The organism is Salmonella sp. 2020_1459, from assembly GCF_043847915.1.
Classification (GTDB): Bacteria; Pseudomonadota; Gammaproteobacteria; order Enterobacterales; family Enterobacteriaceae; genus Salmonella; species Salmonella enterica.
Genome location: NZ_JBCMFA010000001.1, coordinates 551,904 through 572,731 on the forward strand (window position 1 = coordinate 551,904; position 20,828 = coordinate 572,731).

The following is a 20,828-nucleotide window of genomic DNA, read 5'->3' on the forward strand; positions in this document are numbered from 1 at the left end:
GTGGATCTGCACAGATGTCTTTTGAAACAGGGTTTTCATTTTCCTTTTTTGTAAATTTCAGCGTATAATGCGCGCCAATTGTCTCTTGAATGGTTTCAGCGCATTGGACTGTAAAACTCAACGACTAAAATTATCCCCTTCCCGTTGGGCTGAAACGCGAGCACACATTCCTCTGCACGCTCTTTCGATGTCACCTATCCTTAGAGCGAGGCATCATCACTTTAGCAACACAGGCTTAGCTTCCGGGCCGTGCGCGCCCGAAGCCAGATTTCCATATCCTCCTCAACTTAAAGACTAAGACTGTCATGAAAAAGACGAAAATTGTTTGTACTATCGGTCCGAAAACCGAATCCGAAGAGATGTTAAGCAAAATGCTGGACGCGGGCATGAACGTGATGCGTCTGAACTTCTCTCATGGCGATTATGCAGAACACGGTCAGCGTATCCAGAACTTGCGCAACGTGATGAGCAAAACTGGTAAAAAAGCCGCTATTCTGCTTGATACTAAAGGACCAGAAATCCGCACCATTAAACTGGAAGGCGGTAACGACGTTTCGCTGAAAGCGGGCCAAACCTTTACTTTTACCACCGACAAATCCGTGGTCGGTAATAATGAAATCGTTGCCGTCACCTATGAAGGCTTCACCAGCGACCTGAGCGTTGGCAACACCGTCCTGGTTGACGATGGTCTGATCGGTATGGAAGTGACCGCCATCGAAGGCAATAAAGTCATTTGTAAGGTGCTGAACAACGGCGATCTGGGCGAGAACAAAGGCGTTAACCTGCCGGGCGTTTCTATTGCTCTGCCGGCGCTGGCTGAAAAAGACAAACAGGACCTGATCTTCGGTTGCGAACAGGGCGTTGACTTTGTTGCGGCGTCCTTTATCCGTAAACGTTCTGACGTTGTCGAAATTCGCGAGCATCTGAAAGCCCACGGCGGCGAAAACATCCAGATTATCTCTAAGATCGAAAACCAGGAAGGCCTGAACAACTTCGATGAAATTCTCGAAGCTTCCGACGGCATCATGGTTGCGCGTGGCGACCTGGGCGTAGAAATCCCGGTTGAAGAAGTGATTTTTGCGCAGAAAATGATGATCGAAAAATGTATCCGCGCACGTAAAGTCGTGATCACCGCGACTCAGATGCTGGATTCTATGATCAAAAACCCGCGTCCGACCCGCGCAGAAGCAGGCGACGTTGCGAACGCCATCCTCGACGGTACGGATGCGGTTATGCTGTCCGGCGAATCCGCAAAAGGGAAATACCCGCTGGAAGCCGTTTCTATCATGGCGACCATCTGCGAACGTACCGACCGTGTCATGAACAGCCGTCTGGACTACAACAACGACAGCCGTAAACTGCGCATTACGGAAGCGGTATGCCGCGGTGCGGTAGAAACCGCCGAAAAACTGGAAGCGCCGCTGATCGTGGTAGCGACCCAGGGCGGTAAATCCGCTCGCGCCGTGCGTAAATACTTCCCGGACGCCACCATCCTGGCATTGACCACCAATGAAGTGACCGCCCGTCAGTTAGTACTGAGCAAAGGCGTGGTATCGCAGCTGGTGAAAGAAATCAATTCTACTGATGATTTCTACCGTCTGGGCAAAGATGTCGCCCTGCAAAGCGGCCTCGCCCAGAAAGGCGACGTCGTAGTGATGGTCTCCGGCGCGCTGGTTCCAAGCGGCACCACTAACACCGCCTCTGTTCACGTACTGTAATAATTGTTGTGTGAATTAATTTGTTTAAAAAAGCGCCCTTCCGGCGCTTTTTTTATTTAATCGATAGCCACTATTAATAAAAAAATCAAATCGGATTTTACTATCTAATTGCGGATTATCTAAGAAGAATCCGATGGAAGCCCCCTGTTTTCTTTCGGTTTTTTAGGGACTTTCATGCATTTCGATGCTTCTTTGAGCGAACGATCAAAAATAAGTGCATTCCCATCAAAAAAATATTCTCAACATAAAAAAGTTTGTGTAATACTTGTAACGCTACATGGAGATTAACTCAATCTAGAGGGTATTAATAATGAATCGTACTAAACTGGTACTGGGCGCGGTAATCCTGGGTTCTACTCTGCTGGCTGGTTGCTCCAGCAACGCTAAAATCGATCAGCTGTCTTCTGACGTTCAGACTCTGAACGCTAAAGTTGACCAGCTGAGCAACGACGTGAACGCAATGCGTTCCGACGTTCAGGCTGCTAAAGACGACGCAGCTCGCGCTAACCAGCGTCTGGACAACCAGGCTACTAAATACCGTAAGTAATAGTACCTGCGTAATAAAAATGGCGCACATCGTGCGCCATTTTTTTTACCCACATAACCACACAAAGTATAATGTTATTGTTATGAACCGTACTAACCAGCTGATCTTAGGTGCAGTAGTTCTGGGTTCCACGTTACTGGCAGGTTGTTCAAGCAACGCTAAAATCGATCAGTTGTCTTCCGATGTACAGACGCTGAGCGCTAAAGTTGAGCAACTGAGTAATGACGTAAATGCAATGCGTTCCGACGTTCAGGCTGCTAAAGACGACGCAGCTCGCGCGAACCAGCGTCTGGACAACAAAGTAGTATCCCACGTCCGTAAGTAATTTGACGCACGATATAAAATGGCGCACATCGTGCGCCATTTCTTTACCCGAATAACCATTCATAATATAAGGATATTATTATGACCCGTACTAACAAGCTGATCTTAGGTGCAGCAGTTCTGGGTTCCACGTTACTGACAGGTTGTTCCAGCAACGCTGGAATCGATCAGTTGTCTTCCGATGTACAGACGCTGAGCGCTAAAGTTGAGCAACTGAGTAATGACGTAAATGCAATGCGTTCCGACGTTCAGGCTGCTAAAGACGATGCTGCTCGCGCGAACCAACGTCTGGACAACAAAGTATTCCGCATCTGTAAATAATTTGACGCACAATATAAAATGGCGCACATCGTGCGCCATTTTTTTGTCCGTCGTTTGCTGCGAAGGCTACTGCGTCGCGCGCGTTTGCCCCTCTTCCCCGACAAAACCGTTCTGAGCGGATTCGACTGCGGTCGTATTTACCGCCGGCGTCTGCCCGGCGCTCACGCTGACAGGATACCCGGCTCGCCGGTATAGCGCCTTATCGACCAGGCGACTATCCACCCCTTGCGCGTTTCTGAACGCGGTAAATTCCGCAGGCAACACGTAGGACATCGTCTGCACGTTTTGCTCTTCTTCCGGCGATAGCGGCCTGTGTACCTCTACATAACGAATGCCATTCGGCTCGACAGAGAATTTCACCGGCTGGTTAATCACTTTTACCGGCGTCCCCGTTCTGACCTGCGCAAATAACGCTTTGATGTCCGGCGCGTTCATGCGAATGCAACCGGAACTCACGCGCAGACCCACGCTATCCGGCGCGCTGGTGCCATGAATGAGATATTCCCCATTACCGTGCGCCAGACGCAGCGCATAGCGTCCCAGCGGGTTATTTGGCCCGGCAGGGATCACCGGCGGCAGCGTGATCCCTCGCTCAAGCGAACGTTGGCGTATGCCCGCCGTCGGCGTCCACGTCGGGTTGGGGATCTTTTGCCCTATCCGGGTGTCCATGACGGGAGTTTCCAGTCCCTGCAAACCGATGCCGATGGGATACACCTGAACGCGGTTTTCTCCCGGCGGGTAATAATACAACCGTAGCTCCGCGAGGTTGACGATAACGCCTTCCCTGGGCGCATCCGGCAATAGCATCTGCGAGGGAATGGTAATTAGCGTACCGGGCTTAGGCACCGGCGCAATCGTATTGTTCGCTTCAAGGATGAGCATCGCCGCCGTATCAAAACGCCGGGCGATAGCCTGCAGGTTTTTATCACCTTCCTGTACGGTATAGGTTTGATTCTGACCAATAAGACGGCTGCCTTCGGGCGGTAATGGATAATCAACCGCCCAGGCTGCCTGTAACGCGCTATACGCGCCGATAATAGTTAGCGTAATGAAAGACGCACGTTTCATACCAAACCTCCTGTATTCCTGGTGATGCCCTCTGCGACGACTGGTAGCGCTTCGCTTATCAGAACAACAAAATATACGCTCTGTCCACTCTGGATAAAGCGACGTCGCCGTCCGACAAAGGATTTGACATCAGGTAGAACGCTGTCTGTACAGTTTAGCTAAGAGTGGCGGCCTTAGCGCGAATTGCGCGAATCATTGCTTCCAGCCCCTGAGAACGAGAAGGCGTGAGGTGCTGCGTAAGCGCCATTTTTTCGAACCATGGCCGGACATCAAAATGCACAATATCCTGCGCCGTCATCTGGTGGTACAAAATAAATACCACCGCCATAAGGCCTTTAACGATCGCCGCGTCGCTGTCGCCCTGCAATTCGATAATGCCGTTGGCGTTTCGCCGCATCACGATCCACACCTGGCTCTGACAGCCATGAATCGTATTTTGCGGATTGCGATCCTGCGGATTTAACTCCGCCAGGCGCTGCCCCAACTCAATAATATATAAATATTTCTCTTCCCAATTAGTGCAACGCGTAAAGTTACGCAGCAATTTTTCTTTATCCGGTAGCGCAGCCATAAAACCTCACTGTTATCCCAATAAGCGGTGGATACGCGTTAATCCTGCCACCAGTCGGTCCACTTCTTCATGGGTATTATACATCGCCAGCGAAGCCCGGCACATTGCCGGCACGCCATACCAGGCCATGAGCGGCATTGCGCAGTGATGCCCCGTTCGTACCGCGATACCGTAATTATCAAGAAAGCTGCCGACGTCGTAAGCGTGGTGTTTACCCAGATTAAACGCGATGACGCCCAACCGCTGCGCCAGGCCATATAGCGTGATATCAGGCACCTGCGCCAGTTGCTCCAGCGCATAGCGCATCAGCATCTGCTCATAATCGCCAATCTTATCCAGTCCCAGCGACGTCACATAATCAATCGCCGCGCCGAGACCGATGATGCCGCCAGTATTCGGCGTTCCCGCCTCAAAACGCCAGGGCGCTTTCGCCCATGTCGTTCCCTGCGTCAGGCTGACGGTCGAGATCATCGACCCGCCCCCTTCCCACGGCGGCATTTCTTGCAGCAACGCCTCTTTAACATACAGAATGCCGATGCCGGTCGGCCCGTAAAGTTTATGGCCGGAGAAAACGTAAAAATCGCAGTCCAGCGCCTGGACGTCAACAGCATGGTGCATCACGGCCTGGGCGCCATCCACCAGCACTTTCGCCCCATGCTGGCGCGCCAGCGCAATCATGTCCGGCAGTGGGTTTTCCGTCCCCAGCACATTGGAAACATGGGTAATGGCCAGCAGTCGGGTCCGGTCATCGAACAGCGCAGCTAAGGTCTCCAGCCGCAGCGTACCGTCAGGATGCAATGGGATCACGCGCAGTTCAGCGCCTTTGCGCTCGCACAGCATCTGCCAGGGAACGATGTTGGCATGATGCTCCATCTCGCTGATGATAATGTTATCCCCGGCGCGAATATTTTCCGTTCCCCAACTGTTGGCGACAAGGTTAATGCCCTCCGTCGTACCGCGCACGAACACCAGTTCTTCTGCGGAGCGGGCGTTAATAAACCGCGACGCCTGCTTACGCACATTCTCCATGCTTTCGGTCGCCTGCGCGCTTAACGTATGGATACCCCGATGTACCGCAGCATAGCCGTGACGGTAGAAGGCAGATTCAGCATCAATCACCTGATTAGGTTTTTGAGCGCTGGCTGCGCTGTCCAGGTAAGCCAGCGGCAGGCCGTTAACTTCACGCTGCAGTATGGGAAAATCCGCCCGTACTTTTTCTACAGGAAATGTCATACCAGGCCTCCGGGCAGTCGCTGGCCGATTCGCGCCAGCACCTGCTGTTTAAGGGCGCTATCATGGATAGCTTCCGTTAACTCTGCGGCAAACGCGTAAAGAATCATGTGCCGCGCCTCCTGCTGCCTGATGCCGCGTGATTGCAGATAAAACATCTGCTCATCGTCAATACGCCCGATCGTCGCGCCGTGGCTGCACTTCACGTCATCGGCATAGATCTCTAATTGCGGTTTGGTATCGACTTCGGCCAGTTTCCCCAACAACAGGTTATTATTGGTCATCTGACCGTCGGTTTTAATGGCGTGTTGCGCCACGTTAATCAGGCCATTAAAGACCGCGCGTCCTTTGTCGCTGACGATGGTCTTGTGCAACTGGCGGCTGTTACAGTAGCCTTTGTTATGTTCCAGCCATGTCCGCGTATCGCAGACTTCATTTTTCACCGGCATCGCCAGACTATTCAGTCGAAGCGTCGCGTTTTCACCATTCAGTTGTGAGCTGCTGTGGTGACGTAGTACTGCGGCGCCCAGCAGAAAACTGTGGCTAAACGCCGAGGCGTCTGTCGCCAGCAGAAGATCGTTATGCGCAAAGTGATAGCTGGACGCATTTTCAAACGCCAGTTTGATATGACGCAGTTGCGCATTGTCTGCAACGTTCATCGTCAGACGCGCGCCGGTAAAATGTTTTGCCGCTGTAAGGCTGACATAATGCTCAATAACCGTCGCTTCCGCGCCTTCCGCCAGCGCCAGATGGTGGCGATAATGCGCGGTGTTCAGCTCGTCGCCATCCACGCCCTGCGTGATATGCATTAACAGTAGCGGCCTGGTCGGACGCTGATTTCGCCGTACCTGTATATACGTGACACATTGTGCCAGGCTTTCCGTCAGATGCAGAAAAACCTCGGGATGTACCGGCGCGGCAAGCGTCTGGCGCTCATCCCTGACGCTTACGTCAAATCCGCTGTTTTGCGTGCTATCACTGAGCTCTGGCATAAACCGACCATCGACAAACACCAGCCGCACGGCATCGATTTGCAGCGCCAACGCATCACGCTGTGCGGCGCTGATAGTCGCACACTGCTGGATAAACTGGCTATGGGTTAAGCCCTCCAGCGGCGTGTATTTCCAGTCTTCATGTTTACGCGTCGGCAATCCCAGACGTAACATCTGTTGTAAATGTTGTCTTGCCTGCTCAGTTCGACTTTCTCCTTTTTCTTCAAAGAGATGTTGCCATTGCTGTAGCGCTTTACTGCTGTTCGGTAAGCCAGCCATAACCCTGCTCCTCCAGTTGTTTGACCAGAGTAAAATCGCCGGAACGGACAATTCGCCCCTGATAGAGGACGTGGACGTAATCGGGCTTGATGTAGTCCAGTATGCGCTGATAGTGGGTCACGATAATAAAAGCGCGTTTATCGTCGCGTAACGCGTTGACGCCTTCCGCCACAATTTTCAACGCATCGATATCCAGTCCGGAGTCCGACTCATCAAGGATGCACAGTTCCGGCTCCAGCACCGCCATTTGCAAAATATCATTGCGCTTTTTCTCCCCGCCGGAAAAACCGACGTTTACCGAACGGGTCAGCAAATCTTCCGGCATTTTCAGCAATGCGATCTTCTCTTCCATCAGATCCTGAAAATCAAAGCGATCCAACGACGCCTGCCCGCGGTAGGCGCGCACGGCATTCAGCGCGGTTTGCAGGAAAAACTGGTTACTGACGCCGGGGATTTCTACCGGGTACTGGAAGGCCATAAAAATCCCTTCGCCCGCCCGTTCCTCCGGCGACAGTTCAAGCAGATCTTTACCTTTGAACGTAACCGAGCCGCCGGTGACCTCATAATCTTCACGTCCCGCCAGAGTGGCGGAGAGCGTGCTTTTCCCGGAACCGTTCGGCCCCATAATGGCATGAACTTCGCCGGGGCGAATCTCCAGATTCAGGCCACGCAAAATCGCTTTTTCTTCCACACTGACCTGTAAATCTTTAATGCTTAACATGGTTTTTCCTTCATCATTAACCAACGCTGTGCTCAAGGCTAATCGCCAGCAGTTTTTGCGCTTCAACGGCGAACTCCAGCGGTAGTTCCGAGAAAACGTCTTTGCAGAAACCGTTGACGATCATCGAAATAGCGTCTTCTTCGCTGATGCCGCGTTGCAGACAATAGAAAAGCTGATCTTCACCGATGCGTGATGTTGTCGCCTCGTGCTCCAGCTGCGCGCTGTTATTGCGGCATTCAACATACGGGAACGTATGCGCGCCGCAGTCCGCGCCAATCAACATGGAGTCGCATTGGGTGAAATTTCGGGCGTTGGTTGCCGTCGGCATAATTTTTACCAGCCCACGGTAGCTGTTCTGGCTGTGGCCGGCAGAAATGCCTTTTGAGATAATGGTTGAGCGCGTGTTTTTACCGATATGGATCATTTTGGTGCCGGTGTCAGCCTGCTGATGTCCACTGGTCAGCGCAACGGAATAGAACTCGCCGATAGAATTATCACCGCGCAGGATACAGCTCGGGTATTTCCAGGTAATCGCCGAACCGGTTTCCGACTGGGTCCACGACATCTTGCTGTTTTCCCCTTCGCACAACGCCCGCTTGGTCACAAAGTTCAGAATGCCGCCCGTGTTGTTGTCGCCCGGGAACCAGTTTTGTACGGTGGAATATTTTACTTCAGCATCTTTATGGATGATGACTTCCACTACCGCGGCGTGGAGCTGATAACTGTCGCGTACGGGCGCGGAGCAGCCTTCGATATAACTCACATAGCTGCCTTCATCCGCCACCAGAATCGTGCGCTCAAACTGACCGGTTTTTTCGGCGTTAATGCGAAAATAGGTGGATAACTCCATTGGGCAACGCACGCCTTTGGGAACATAGATAAATGTCCCATCGGAAGCGACTGCCGCATTCAGCGCGGCAAAAAAGTTATCGTTCCCCGGCACGACGGTGCCAAGATATTTCCTGACCAGGTCAGGGTGATCGTGTATCGCCTCGCCAAAAGAACAGAAAATAATGCCCTGTTCCGCCAGTTTTTCACGGTATGTGGTCGCTACGGAGACCGAGTCAAAAATCGCATCGACGGCGACCTTTTTCCCTTCGCGAACTGGAACGCCAAGTTGCTCGAAGGCGTCTTCAACCTCTTTACTCAAAAAGGTATTCGCGCCCGTTTGCTGTACGGCTCCCGGCTGGGAAACGCAGTTATCGTCGCAGTTTCCGCATGATGGCGCAGAGTAATAGCTGTAGTCCTGATAGTTCAGTTTATCGTAGTGCGCTTTCAGCCAGTGCGGTTCATCCATGTCCAGCCAGGCTCTATAGGCATTGAGACGAAATTCCAGCATCCACTCAGGTTCGTTACGCTTTGCGGAAATCGCACGCACCACCTCTTCGCTAATGCCTTTTGCCAGTTCATCAGTGGGTAGTTGCGTGAAAAATCCTTCTTTGTAATTAAGGCGTCCGCCTGTCCAGATGCCGACCTCTTCCGTTGCTTCAGTGTTACGAGACATAGTACCGCCTATACCCCAAAACTTTCGCCGCAGCCGCATTCATTCTGGGCTTTGGGGTTATGAAATTTAAATAACTGGTTCAGCCCTTCCTGTACGTAATCCACTTCTGTTCCGTCAATAAAAGGCATCGCCTGTAACGGTGCGAAAAGCTTTGCGCCTTCGGCTTCAAAAACCAGATCGTCTTTATCCGGCTCCCGAACGGTATCCAGAACATAGCCAAATCCGGCACATCCCGTCTGTTTTACGCTTAACCGCACGCCCAACATGCCCGGCTGCTTTTCTGCCAGCTCACGTATGTGCGCTGCCGCCGCTGGCGTTAGCGTCAGCCCTTGCCAGGGGAAGTCCTCCGGGTTAAACGTGTCTGAATGCAATTCCATAGAGTTACCTCGCGTTCTAAATCACCAGGATATAACAGCATGTTAGTGATAATGATTATCACTTCAACCCCTTAACCGCAGGGGCTTTCCAACAAATGGTCATATTGAGCGCCTTTTATTAAGCATAGACCCTGTCCGCCAGGTCATACGACAGACAAAAAACAACTTAACTTTTTGATAAGTAATGGTTTATAAGATATTAACCGTTCTGACAGGTCAAAAACGAAAAGATGTATAGAAAATGACTATTTAATTAATAGGCTGTCGACATTGCCGGGCGGCGAGGTCAGAACCCCATTTTTTGTATGGATACCTGGCGTTGCGCTCTTTATAATCCGCTGCGGTTCTATAACTCAGTTTGAGCTATAGGTTTATGTAAACTCTTTCCGGCATTTCAGGTGCTGAATGAGGCAAGAGGCTTAAAATATGGTTGTTACGCTCGCGTATATCGTACTTTTTTTGGTTTTCTCGTGGGTCATCTTGAGAATTAATCAAAAAAGCGATTCCCTGTCGAAAAGCGTTTTTATCGCTATCTTTTTAGGGGCTGTTATTGGTTTATCCCTACATTTTATTTCAGCAAATCACACTAAAACTATTATCGAATGGTACAGCATCGTCGGCAATGGTTACGTCCACCTGCTAAAACTGGTCGCTATACCGCTAATTTTTATTTCTATTCTTTCCGCCATCAATAAACTGGAAAATAGTGCCGGCATCGGAAAAATGTCGCTGACGATCGTCGGATGCATGTTATGCCTGGTGATGGTTGCCGGTTTTATCGGATTACTGACCGCTCATGTGCTGGGGCTTGACGCCAGCGCTTTTGTGCACATGCCGTCAATGTTAACTACAGAAGAAGTCAATAAGACTGCCGCGGTGTCGATTCCCCAGTTAGTGACATCTCTGATCCCGACTAATATTTTTCTTGATCTTACGGGAGCCAGAAGTGTTTCCGTTATCGGCATCGTTATCTTCACGCTAATAGCGGGGATCGCCCTGTTAAAGGTCAAAAAAGAGGCGCCGGAAGAAGGTCAGAAATTAAGCGCAGGCATTAACGCTATTCAGATCTGGGTCATGAAGATGGTACGTATCGTTATTGCATTAACGCCCTATGGCGTCATGGCATTAATGACCACCGTATTTTCATCATACCGCCTTGAACAATTCGCCAGCTTACTTGGTTTTATCGGCGCCTGTTACATCGCGATTTTCATGATGTTTATCGTGCACGCCATCTTGCTGATCCTCAGCGGTAATAATCCAGCGCGTTATTTCAGAATGGTGTGGCCCGTCTTAACCTTTGCGTTTGTTTCCCGCAGCAGCGCAGCCTCTATTCCGCTGGCCATTTCCGCCCAGGAAAAATTTGGCGTACAAAGCACCATTGCCAATATTTCCGCCTCGTTTGGCTCCAGTATGGGGCAAAATGGCTGCGCCGGGATTTATCCGGCTATTATGGTAGCGATGATTGCACCCACCATCGGCATCGATCCGCTCTCGCTGCATTTTCTGGCCGCGATGTTGCCTGCCATTGCGCTAGGGTCTATTGGCGTAGCCGGCGTCGGCGGCGGTGGTACGTTCGCGGCGCTGATTGTCCTGTCGACGTTGAATTTTCCCGTTGCGCTGGTCGGTATTTTTATTGCCATCGAACCTATCGTTGATATGGCCCGCACGGCACTGAACGTTAACGGATCGATGATGTCAGGTGTGCTGGCTAACCGTATTTTGAATAATCATACGGCTGACGACATGCCGGCGGTTATTGACAGACCTTAGTTTTTTACGCGCCCGGAAAAGAAAAACCCTTAAGTCTGTTCAATACAGGCTTAAGGGTTCCGGCCCCATCCGGCGCTTATCTCCGGCACTCTTAATGGCTTAGCTCTTGAAGGGGCATAAGAATAATCTCATAAAGAACGCGCGCCTTTTTAGCACAAATGGCGATCTGTATTTTTTTTAAACAAAATCAAGGGGGTTATCTATTATCTGGGGACAGTGTCTGGTGAGATTGCCTGGTAACATAGCCGGATGGCGGCTAACGCCTTATCCGGCCTACACAGACTTTATTAATGCACGCCCAACCGCCAGGCGAAATAGATCTCTTCTTTCAGTTCGGTTGCAGAGAGGGTGAGGAGATCGGCAAACTCTAACTCCAGCTGTTTTAAACGCTTCAAATACTGCGCGGGAGAAAGTTCGGTTTTATCACGGCGTAAAAATTCAATCGCCAGTTGGGTTGGGTCTAAATCAGTAGACATATCATCCTCGCTTATGTGTAAACGTGCACAGTATATCACCTTTTTCTGCGCACATTTTGACCAAAAGCAATATGCATCACACTTTTATGGTGACAACGTCACACAATCGCCGTAGTAAGGCGCGAAGAACAGCACAGACGTCCCTGTTCATCAAAGATCTCTATCTGCCAGACCTGATGGCGAGCCCCGGTATGCAACGCTTTACAGACGCCCCGTACACGCCCCTGACGCGCCGACCGTACATGGTTGGCATTCACCTCCAGCCCCACCACCTTTTGCTCCCCCTGCGTACACAGATAGCCTGCGACCGAGCCGATACTTTCCGCCAGCACCACAGACGCTCCGCCATGCAGCAAGCCGAACGGCTGTTTGGTGCGATGATCGACGGGCATTGTCGCTTCCAGCGTATCGTCCCCAATACGCTCAAAGCGGATATCAAGCAGGCCAACCATATTCCCTTCCCCCATCGCATTAAGCGCATCGAGGGTCACTTCACGTTTCCAGATCAACCTATAATCTCCAGTAATGCCTGCAACGGGTGACGCACGCCCGTACCTTCAATGCGTTTAACCTGGCTTCGGCAGGAATAGCCGGTTGCCAGGCAACGGTTTCGCGGTAGACCTTGCATCGCCTGATGCCAGGATAGCTCATAAATTCCCAGCGAATTTTTATGATTGGTGAGTTCATGTCCATAAGTGCCCGCCATACCACAGCAGCCTACGCTGACATTTTCCAGCTTCGCGCCAAAATGGGCAAAGATGGCGGCCCACTGCGCAGGCGCGCCGGGTAAAGCCGTGACTTCCGTACAATGACCAAAAAAGTACCACGGTTCGCCGCTCACCTCGACGGACAGTCTTGCATTTATTTCCTGCGCCAACCATTCATTCACCAGCAACACATGAAAATCGCCGCGCTGTTCGCCCAGCGCCAGTTTGTATTCGTCGCGATAACACAGAACCAGCGCCGGATCGACGCCCACCATCGGCATCCCCAACGCAGCGATCCGATTAAGGAACTCAGAGGTTTTTTTCGCCGTTTTCGCAAAGCGATTAAGAAAACCTTTAATATGCTGCGCCTTACCATTCGGCGAGAACGGTAACAATACCGGCCTCCTGCCCAGTTTTTCCGCCAGGCGGATAAAGTCCGCCACGACCCGGGCGTCGTAGTAGCTGGTAAACGGATCCTGAACCACCAGTACCGTTTTCGCTTTTTGCTCGGCGCTCATGCGCTCCAGTTGCTCAAGCGTCATATTAGCGGACGGATGGCCCACCAGTTGCTGTTGCAATGAAGGGGCAGAAAGCAGAGGTAAATCCACCATACCGATATGTTTTTTCGCCAGATTACGAACTACCGGTTGGTTAATAAAAAAGTTAAAGGTCTTTGGCGCACGCGCCATCAGCGGCGCGTAGGTCTCGACCGTCGCCACCAGATGATCGCGTACCGGACGCAGATAACGCGTATGGTAAAGCTGTAAGAAACGTGAACGAAACTCCGGAACATCGATTTTAATCGGACACTGGGTCGTACAGGCTTTACACGCCAGACAGCCGGACATGGCCTCTTTAACTTCATGGGAAAAGTCATACTCGCCTTTGCGTTTGTGCCAACTATTCCGGGTGCGGGCAATCAGCGTGCGTAAGCTGGCGCGTTTTTCTGGCAGCTCCTTTTCCAGCTTCAACGGATCGACGCCGCGATCGGCCAATAGACGGAGCCATTCCCGCACCAGCGTCGCCCGCCCTTTCGGCGAGTGGATCCGGTTAAGGCTAATTTTCATCGATGGGCACATCGGGCTTTTCGCATCGAAATTAAAGCACAGGCCGTTACCATTACACTCCATAGCGCCGCGCCAGGTCTGCCGTACCGCCAGCGGGATTTGCCGATCCCAGGTGCCGCGTTTTACCGCATCCACCTTCATCATCGGCGCCTCTATCCCTTGCGGCGGACAGATTTTACCCGGGTTAAGTCGATTATGCGGATCAAAAGCCGCTTTTATTTTGCGCAGCTCGCCATACAGGACTTCGCCGAAAAAGGCCGGGCTGTATTCCGCACGAAAACCTTTTCCATGCTCGCCCCACAACAGCCCGCCGTATCTGGCGGTCAGCGCGACGACCTCATCGGAGATCTGTTTCATCAACAGTTCCTGCTGCGGATCGCACATATCCAGCGCCGGACGCACATGCAGCACCCCGGCATCCACGTGGCCGAACATGCCGTAACTTAAGCCATGACCATCCAGCAGGGCGCGAAATTCGGCGATGTAATCGGCCAGATGTTCAGGCGGCACGCAGGTATCTTCCGCGAAAGGAATCGGTTTGGCTGCGCCTTTCGCATTACCCAGCAGCCCTACCGCTTTTTTACGCATCGCGTAAATACGCTCAATACCCGTCAAATCGGTACAAAGTTGCCAGCCGATCACGCCCGCTTCCGCACGTGCCATCAGGCCATCCAGCCGGTGGCACAGCGCCTCGACCTGTCCGTCAATAAGCGCTTCATCGTCACCCGCAAATTCCACGATATTCAGGCCAAGCATTTCTTTATCCGGCACATCGGTAATCAATTCGCTAACGGAGTGCCAGACAATATCTTCCCGCGCGAGGTTAAGGACTTTGGAATCGACCGTCTCGACGGATAAGGCGCGCGCATCAACCATAAAAGGGGCGTTACGCAGCGCGGAATCAAAGGAGTCGTATTTTACATTCACCAGACGGCGGACTTTGGGTATCGGGGTAATATCCAGCCGGGCTTCAGTAATAAACGCCAGCGTCCCTTCCGACCCCGTTAAGATGCGGGTAAGATCGAAGCGGGTCATGTCATCGTTAAAGACGTGGCGTAAATCGTAGCCTGTCAGGAAACGATTGAGCTTTGGAAAGCTATCGAGGATAAGTTGACGGTTTTCCAGGCAGGACTGATAGACGGTCTGATAGATGCGGCCTGGCATCGTCGTGTTTTCACCCAACGTCCGGGCAAGCTCTACGGGCATCGATTGCGTGTCAAGGATATCGCCCCCCAACAATACGGCCCGTATGCCTAAGACGTGATCTGACGTTTTTCCATAGACCAGCGAACCCTGACCAGAGGCATCGGTATTAATCATACCGCCAAGCGTGGCGCGATTACTGGTGGAAAGTTCCGGCGCAAAAAAATAGCCATACGGCTTTAACGCCTGATTAAGCTGATCTTTTATCACCCCCGCCTCTACCCGCACCCATCCCTCTTCAGGATTAATTTCAATAATGCGGTTCATATAGCGGGACATATCAACAATAATGCCCTGGTTTAGCGCCTGGCCATTCGTGCCAGTACCGCCGCCTCGCGGGGTAAATATCAGCGACGTAAAGCGCGGCTCCGCCGCCAGACGGGCAAGAAGCGCGACATCCGCCGTAGAACGGGGAAACACAACAGCATCGGGAAGAAGCTGGTAGATACTGTTATCGGTCGACATTGTCAGACGGTCGGCATAGCTGGTTGCCGTATCGCCCGTAAACCCTTGCTGCTCCAGCGCCTGCAAAAAATTGAGCACCAGCTGAACGACGCCGGGTGCCTGAGAAATTTGTGGAATCATTATATTGACCTTTTCCTGCGGTCTATGTTGTGAACGGTGGCGCCCAACCCGGCGAGCGCGAGCGGTCTACGCACAGGAAGGGATGCTTAATCGTTTGCGTGTTGCGTTATTTGTTGTATCACATTTTTTTCCTGTGCGCCCAACAGAATTACATGCAGAATCGGCCTGTTAAAAACCGCTGAAATTGCTCATCATTATAGGGTGTGGTTTGCATGTTCACGTCGCGCCAACGTTCTGGCGCAAAGACAAAGGTGAAAAGTATTTATGGTAAATGTTCGTCAGCCCAGGGATATTGCGCAAGTGCTGCTATCGGTGCTGTTTTTAGCCATCATGATTGTGGCCTGTTTGTGGATAGTACAGCCTTTTATTTTGGGGTTTGCATGGGCAGGTACGATTGTTATCGCGACCTGGCCCGTTTTGCTGAAATTACAAAAAATATTGTGGGGCCGCCGCTCGCTTGCCGTACTGGTCATGACGCTGCTGTTAGTGCTGCTCTTCGTTATTCCCGTCGCCTTGCTGGTGAACAGCATTGTCGATGGTAGCGGCCCGCTCATCCATGCAGTGACCGGCGGCGATATGACGCTACCCGATCTGGCATGGTTAAATAATATTCCGTTGGTTGGCGCCAAACTGTATGCCGGATGGCATAGCCTGCTGGATATGGGCGGTAGCGCTATTATGGCGAAAGTGCGGCCTTATATCGGCACAACCACGACCTGGTTTGTCGGTCAGGCGGCGCATATCGGACGCTTTATGATGCACTGCGCCCTGATGCTGTTGTTTAGCGCCCTGCTTTACTGGCGCGGCGAACAAGTGGCGATGGGAATACGTCATTTTGCCTGTCGTCTCGCGGCTAAACGCGGCGATGCGGCGGTTCTGCTGGCTGCCCAGGCGATCCGCGCCGTGGCGCTTGGCGTGGTGGTCACCGCGCTGGTACAGGCGGTACTTGGCGGCGTCGGGCTGGCGATTTCCGGCGTGCCTTACGCTACCCTGTTGACGGTAGTGATGATCCTTTCGTGCCTGGTTCAGTTGGGGCCGTTGCCGGTATTGATTCCAGCCATTATCTGGCTTTACTGGACAGGCGACACCACCTGGGGCACCGTGCTGCTGGTTTGGAGCGCCGTCGTCGGCACTCTGGATAACGTGATTCGCCCGGTACTCATCCGCATGGGCGCCGATTTACCGCTGCTTCTGATCCTTTCCGGGGTAATCGGCGGCCTGATTGCATTCGGTATGATTGGTCTGTTTATTGGACCGGTGCTTCTGGCCGTGACCTGGCGTTTGTTCTCCGCATGGGTACATGAAGTTCCGGCGCCGACGAATGAACCAGAGGAGATCCTTGAAGAGCTGGATGACATCGAGGAAGCCAACAAGCAGTCATAATCCCGTCGGGCGGCATTGCCGCCCGATGCTTTAGCGACGTTTATCAATTCAACGCACACCCCATTTTGATTCGCCCGTCTGTTCCCCGCCGCATCTCATTTCTGTCGCAAATCCGTTACAGTTTTTAAACTATTGAGACGAATCTGATCGACGCAAAAAGTGCTCATGCCTACTATTAGCACACGGTTATAAATCAACACATTGATTTATAAGCATGGAAATCCCCTGAGTGAAACAACGAATTGCTGTGTGTAGTCTTTGCCCGTCTCCTACGATGGGCTTTTTTTTTAACTTTTTTCGCCGCATTGTTACATAAGCCAGCTCCCGTTTTCCTTCAACACCGCGATATCTGCAACGAACAAATAATATTGCACAAAATAGTGTGATTCTGTTCAAGTCGAAACGGTGTCGGTGGTGCTATTTATAGCATCACTTTTTTCATATAAAAGCCTAAAAAATGATGAACGCGTTAGAACTACAAGCACTACGGCGTATTTTTGATATGACGATTGAAGAATGCACAATCTATATCACCCAGGATAATAATTCGACAACCTGGCAACGATGGGAAGCTGGTGACACTCCCATCTCTCCAGAAATCATTGCCAGGCTAAAGGAAATGAAAGCCAGGAGACAGCGACGAATTAACGCCATTGTTGACAAAATAAATAACCGCATCGGCAATAATACAATGCGTTACTTCCCTGATTTATCTTCTTTTCAGTCCATTTATACAGAGGGGGATTTTATCGAGTGGAAAATTTATCAATCTGTTGCTGCCGAACTTTTCGCACATGATCTGGAGCGGCTGTGTTAGACGTAAACTTTATCGCCGCATCGTATTGATACCGGATAGAAAACCACACAATCACGACATTGACTTGTCACCCTATCCAATATGCTTCCTGCCTGTGTATACCACTGTAACGTTCAGGCGGCATCTCTGAGTCAGATAATATGAAAAATCGTTATTTCCCTACCGCTGTAGGGTTGTATTTTAATTACTTTGTACATGGTATGGGGGTTATCCTGATGAGCCTGAACATGTCATCGCTTGAACAGCAATGGCATACCAGTGCCGCAGGCGTATCTATTGTGATCTCTTCGCTTGGTATTGGCCGGCTAAGCGTTTTGTTAATCGCCGGTATGCTTTCCGATCGCTTTGGTCGCCGTCCTTTTATCATTCTGGGGACCGCCTGTTACCTGATTTTTTTCATTGGCATTCTTTATGCTCAGACGATTTTTGTCGCTTATGCCTGTGGTTTTTTAGCGGGTATGGCCAACAGTTTTTTAGATGCAGGTACCTATCCCAGTTTGATGGAAGCCTTCCCTCGCTCCCCCAGTACGGCAAATATTCTGATTAAAGCATTTGTCTCTGGCGGGCAATTCTTGTTGCCCATTATTATCAGTTTATTAGTCTGGGCTAATATGTGGTTTGGCTGGTCCTTCCTGCTTGCCGGGGCGATCATGCTTATTAATGCTCTGTTTTTATTACGCTGTCCTTTTCCACCCTATCCTGGTCGGATATTGAAGCCCAAAATCTCGCAAGCGCCAGTCACAGGCGTACATCATTGCTCCCTCATCGATCTTATCAGCTACACCCTTTATGGCTATATCTCGATGGCAACCTTTTATCTTATCAGCCAGTGGCTGGCGCAGTATGGACAGTTCGTCGCAGGAATGTCGTATACCCAATCCATCAAACTGTTAAGTATTTATACCTGCGGATCGCTACTCTGCGTTTTTATAACCGCCCCGCTGGTCAGAAAAACAATTCGCTCTACCACATTATTGATGTTTTATACCTTTATCTCTTTTATTGCGCTTCTGACGGTCTGCCTGCATCCTCAGGCCTATGTTGTTATGATCTTCGCATTCGTCATTGGATTCTCTTCCGCTGGTGGCGTAGTACAAATCGGCCTGACGCTGATGGCGGCCCGTTTTCCACAGGAGAAAGGTAAAGCGACCGGCATTTATTACAGCGCCGGCAGTATCGCGACGTTCACTATTCCGTTGATCACAGCGCGGATTTCAGAAATGAGCATTACACATATTATGTGGTTTGATACCGGTATCGCCGCAGTGGGATTTCTCCTCGCACTGTTCATCGGTTACCGAAGTCGGGCTGAATCACAACATCACGCTGAAGCAGCGTCAACTGCGCAATAAATGTTAGCGTGCCAACTGCAATATTATTGCCTTGCTATGCAAAATAAAACGTTAGCCATTATCACCGGGAAACAAAAAATGTAATTTTCGTGTTAATTATTATTCATTATCTTCACACTTATCAGAAAAATTGCGATGAGCATCACGAGTTATATGTATTAAACAACAAATTCGCAGCAATATTTATATTTCATGGCTAACAAATGAAATGCTATCAATGCAATAAACCTGGCATTTTAAACGCCATGTTATGTACATATAACGACAGTACCGACTTATAGTGTTACTGAACAATCGCTGCATGTAGTAATAGCAGTAATAAGAGCCTATCCCAGTAGGCGTTATTGGCGCAGCCAGTTTGGACACGGACAGCGCGCAAAAACCGGAGCGTACACGTAGTACGTGAGGATTTTGAGCACTGCCCAGCTCCAAAATGGCAAGTAAAATAGCCCTAATGGGATAGGCTCTAAGCAGGACATTGAATCAAACCATCAGCAAGGAGCTGTGAACAAATGTCTCAGAACAAGGCTCGCAACATGCCATATTTGCTGGCTGTTATCTGCATTTATTTTAGTTACTTTCTCCACGGCATGAGTGTTATTACACTAGCCCAGAACATGACCTCCCTTGCACAGAAATTCTCCACGGATAGTGCCGGTATCGCCTATTTAATCTCTGGCATTGGTCTTGGTCGTCTGGTCAGTATTTTATTCTTTGGCGTACTGTCCGATAAATTTGGCCGTCGGGCAATAATACTGCTTGGCGCCGTACTATATATGCTATTTTTCTTCGGTATTCCCGCCAGTCCTAACCTGATGATCGCTTTCATATTAGCGGTGTGTGTCGGCGTGGCGAACTCCGCGCTGGATACCGGCGGATACCCTGCATTAATGGAGTGTTTTCCCAAAGCATCGGGCTCGGCAGTTATTCTGGTTAAAGCGATGGTCTCTTTTGGGCAAATGATTTATCCCCTTATTGTCAGCGCCTTGTTAGTCAACCATATCTGGTACGGCTACGCGGTGGTAATCCCCGGTATCCTTTTCGTCCTCATCACGTTGATGCTGTTGAAAAGCCGCTTTCCCAGCCAACTTGTCGATGCCAGTATTGCGAAAGAATTACCCCAGATGAACAGTACTCCCCTCGTCTGGCTGGAAGGCGTAGCTTCCGTTTTATTTGGCGTCGCCGCGTTCTCAACCTTCTATGTGATTGTGGCCTGGATGCCTAAATATGCGATGGCCTTCGCCGGAATGGCGGAATCCGACGCGCTGAAAACCATCTCTTATTACAGTATGGGATCGTTGGTTTGCGTGTTTATTTTTGCCGCATTGCTGAAAAAAATGGTTCGCCCCATCTGGGCCAATGTTTTCAATGCCGGGCTGGCGACACTCACCGCTGCGGCAATTTACCTGTATCCCTCTCCACTGATCTGTAATGCTGGCGCCTTCGTGATTGGTTTTTCCGCTGCTGGAGGTATTTTACAATTAGGTGTATCGGTAATGTCGGAATTTTTCCCTAAGAGTAAAGCTAAAGTCACCAGTATATATATGATGATGGGGGGCGTAGCTAACTTTATTATTCCACTGATCACCGGTTATCTCTCTACTATTGGCCTGCAATATATCATTTTGTTAGATTTTGCCTTTGCACTACTGACATTTATCACCGCCATTATTGTATTTATTCGCTATTATCGCGTATTTAAGATCCCGCAAAACGATGTCCGATTTGGCGAGCGTTATTTCCAGTAAAAATGTTAACTATGCGCAACAGGCATGCGCCCTGCTCTGCACTGTCCACTTATTAAGGAGTATAA

At 50.6% G+C, this 20,828-nt stretch carries 19 protein-coding genes and 1 other RNA gene; 10 read left to right on the forward strand and 10 right to left on the reverse strand.

Features of this window, described 5'->3' with window-relative positions:
* Positions 1-305 precede the first annotated feature (305 nt).
* The 4 genes from pykF (at position 306) to ACH0VJ_RS02845 (ending at position 2,910) form a co-directional block, all read left to right on the forward strand.
* The gene (pykF, locus tag ACH0VJ_RS02830) at positions 306-1,718 is read left to right on the forward strand and encodes a pyruvate kinase PykF (RefSeq protein WP_000751447.1); all 1,413 of its coding nucleotides are present in this window, start codon (positions 306-308) and stop codon (positions 1,716-1,718) included.
* A gap of 310 nt (positions 1,719-2,028) precedes the next feature.
* Positions 2,029-2,265 carry a murein lipoprotein Lpp gene (lpp, locus tag ACH0VJ_RS02835; protein WP_001082307.1) on the forward strand — a complete coding sequence of 79 codons (237 nt, stop codon included), beginning with the start codon at positions 2,029-2,031 and terminating at the stop codon, positions 2,263-2,265.
* Between the two features lie 82 nt (positions 2,266-2,347).
* Positions 2,348-2,590: a major outer membrane lipoprotein gene (locus ACH0VJ_RS02840; protein ID WP_001521603.1), complete on the forward strand. Its 243-nt coding sequence runs from the start codon at positions 2,348-2,350 to the stop codon at positions 2,588-2,590.
* A gap of 80 nt (positions 2,591-2,670) precedes the next feature.
* Entirely contained in the window at positions 2,671-2,910 is a 240-nt protein-coding gene (locus ACH0VJ_RS02845; RefSeq protein WP_000198780.1) for a major outer membrane lipoprotein, read from the forward strand.
* Between the two features lie 66 nt (positions 2,911-2,976).
* Here ACH0VJ_RS02845 and ACH0VJ_RS02850 read toward each other — a convergent pair whose 3' ends face one another.
* The 7 genes from ACH0VJ_RS02850 to sufA form a co-directional block, all read right to left on the reverse strand.
* Positions 2,977-3,978, reverse strand: a complete 1,002-nt coding sequence (locus tag ACH0VJ_RS02850; protein ID WP_000817062.1) for a L,D-transpeptidase family protein — start codon at positions 3,976-3,978, stop codon at positions 2,977-2,979.
* Between the two features lie 154 nt (positions 3,979-4,132).
* On the reverse strand, positions 4,133-4,549 hold the full coding sequence (gene sufE, locus ACH0VJ_RS02855; RefSeq protein WP_079833516.1) for a cysteine desulfuration protein SufE: 417 nt from the start codon (positions 4,547-4,549) through the stop codon (positions 4,133-4,135).
* Positions 4,550-4,561: 12 nt separating this feature from the next.
* Positions 4,562-5,782, reverse strand: a complete 1,221-nt coding sequence (gene sufS, locus ACH0VJ_RS02860; protein WP_000143855.1) for a cysteine desulfurase SufS — start codon at positions 5,780-5,782, stop codon at positions 4,562-4,564.
* Positions 5,779-7,050: a Fe-S cluster assembly protein SufD gene (gene sufD / locus ACH0VJ_RS02865; protein ID WP_000907929.1), complete on the reverse strand. Its 1,272-nt coding sequence runs from the start codon at positions 7,048-7,050 to the stop codon at positions 5,779-5,781. The genes sufS and sufD overlap by 4 nt, the downstream gene beginning before the upstream one ends.
* Positions 7,025-7,771 (reverse strand): Fe-S cluster assembly ATPase SufC, encoded by a 747-nt coding sequence (sufC, locus tag ACH0VJ_RS02870; RefSeq protein WP_000948902.1) that lies wholly within the window; start codon positions 7,769-7,771, stop codon positions 7,025-7,027. Before sufC ends, sufD begins: the two co-directional genes overlap by 26 nt.
* A gap of 16 nt (positions 7,772-7,787) precedes the next feature.
* Positions 7,788-9,275: a Fe-S cluster assembly protein SufB gene (sufB, locus tag ACH0VJ_RS02875; protein WP_000089376.1), complete on the reverse strand. Its 1,488-nt coding sequence runs from the start codon at positions 9,273-9,275 to the stop codon at positions 7,788-7,790.
* Between the two features lie 8 nt (positions 9,276-9,283).
* Positions 9,284-9,652 (reverse strand): Fe-S cluster assembly scaffold SufA, encoded by a 369-nt coding sequence (gene sufA / locus ACH0VJ_RS02880; protein ID WP_000418970.1) that lies wholly within the window; start codon positions 9,650-9,652, stop codon positions 9,284-9,286.
* 426 nt (positions 9,653-10,078) lie between these two features.
* Here sufA and ACH0VJ_RS02885 point away from each other — a divergent pair, with 426 nt between their 5' ends.
* On the forward strand, positions 10,079-11,425 hold the full coding sequence (locus ACH0VJ_RS02885; RefSeq protein ID WP_031622116.1) for an L-cystine transporter: 1,347 nt from the start codon (positions 10,079-10,081) through the stop codon (positions 11,423-11,425).
* A gap of 287 nt (positions 11,426-11,712) precedes the next feature.
* On the opposite strand, the gene ACH0VJ_RS02890 is transcribed toward ACH0VJ_RS02885, so the two are convergent.
* From ACH0VJ_RS02890 to ACH0VJ_RS02900, 3 genes are all read right to left on the reverse strand, one after another.
* Positions 11,713-11,901: a YdiH family protein gene (locus tag ACH0VJ_RS02890; protein ID WP_001537749.1), complete on the reverse strand. Its 189-nt coding sequence runs from the start codon at positions 11,899-11,901 to the stop codon at positions 11,713-11,715.
* Positions 11,902-11,999: 98 nt separating this feature from the next.
* On the reverse strand, positions 12,000-12,410 hold the full coding sequence (gene menI, locus ACH0VJ_RS02895) for a 1,4-dihydroxy-2-naphthoyl-CoA hydrolase (RefSeq protein ID WP_000637930.1): 411 nt from the start codon (positions 12,408-12,410) through the stop codon (positions 12,000-12,002).
* A complete protein-coding gene (locus ACH0VJ_RS02900; RefSeq protein ID WP_000612909.1) occupies positions 12,407-15,463 on the reverse strand; it encodes an FAD-binding and (Fe-S)-binding domain-containing protein in 3,057 nt (1,018 codons plus the stop codon). The genes menI and ACH0VJ_RS02900 overlap by 4 nt, the downstream gene beginning before the upstream one ends.
* Positions 15,464-15,727: 264 nt before the next feature.
* On the opposite strand from ACH0VJ_RS02900, the gene ydiK reads away from it, so the two are divergent.
* The 5 genes from ydiK to ACH0VJ_RS02925 all read left to right on the forward strand — a co-directional run bounded on the left by ydiK (position 15,728) and on the right by ACH0VJ_RS02925 (position 20,763).
* On the forward strand, positions 15,728-16,846 hold the full coding sequence (gene ydiK, locus ACH0VJ_RS02905) for an AI-2E family transporter YdiK (protein WP_000248615.1): 1,119 nt from the start codon (positions 15,728-15,730) through the stop codon (positions 16,844-16,846).
* A 182-nt stretch (positions 16,847-17,028) separates the two neighbouring features.
* An RNA gene (rprA, locus tag ACH0VJ_RS02910) (antisense sRNA RprA) lies at positions 17,029-17,136 on the forward strand.
* 167 nt (positions 17,137-17,303) lie between these two features.
* Positions 17,304-17,663, forward strand: coding sequence for a YdiL family protein (locus ACH0VJ_RS02915; RefSeq protein ID WP_000980459.1), 360 nt, complete (start codon positions 17,304-17,306; stop codon positions 17,661-17,663).
* Positions 17,664-17,803: 140 nt separating this feature from the next.
* Entirely contained in the window at positions 17,804-19,015 is a 1,212-nt protein-coding gene (locus ACH0VJ_RS02920) for an MFS transporter (protein ID WP_000797672.1), read from the forward strand.
* A 512-nt stretch (positions 19,016-19,527) separates the two neighbouring features.
* Positions 19,528-20,763 (forward strand): MFS transporter, encoded by a 1,236-nt coding sequence (locus tag ACH0VJ_RS02925; protein ID WP_079833517.1) that lies wholly within the window; start codon positions 19,528-19,530, stop codon positions 20,761-20,763.
* Positions 20,764-20,828 lie beyond the last annotated feature (65 nt).